1 pseudogene is annotated in these 314 nt (G+C 46.2%); it reads right to left on the bottom strand.

Features of this window, described 5'->3' with window-relative positions:
* Positions 1–314: pseudogene (locus P5674_RS26240) on the bottom strand (GUN4 domain-containing protein); the annotation flags it as partial.

Here is a 314-nt window from a genome sequence, read left to right as displayed (position 1 = left end):
GGCGATCGCTTTGACCAGAGATTCTAGCTGTGATCGGGATTGAGATGCGATCGCTTTTATCTGTGATTCTAGCCGTGATTGCGACTGGAGTTGAGAAGATGCGATCGCTTTTATCTGTGATTCTAGCCGTGGTAGCGACCGGAGTTGAGAAGATGCGATCGCTTCTATCTGAGATTCTAGCTGTGATTGGGATTGGAGTTGAGAAGATGCGATCGCTTTGACCAGAGATTCTAGCTGTGATTGAGATTGGGTAAAACCCTCAATTTTCCGGGTCATTTCATCTAACTGAGACTGCACTTTAGAGACCATCAACT

This window comes from Limnospira sp. PMC 289.06 (genome assembly GCF_032350395.1).
In the GTDB taxonomy this organism is placed as follows: domain Bacteria; phylum Cyanobacteriota; class Cyanobacteriia; order Cyanobacteriales; family Microcoleaceae; genus Limnospira; species Limnospira platensis.
The sequence above is the reverse complement of the archived record's forward strand: the minus strand, read 5'-3'. Positions and strand labels throughout refer to the sequence as shown.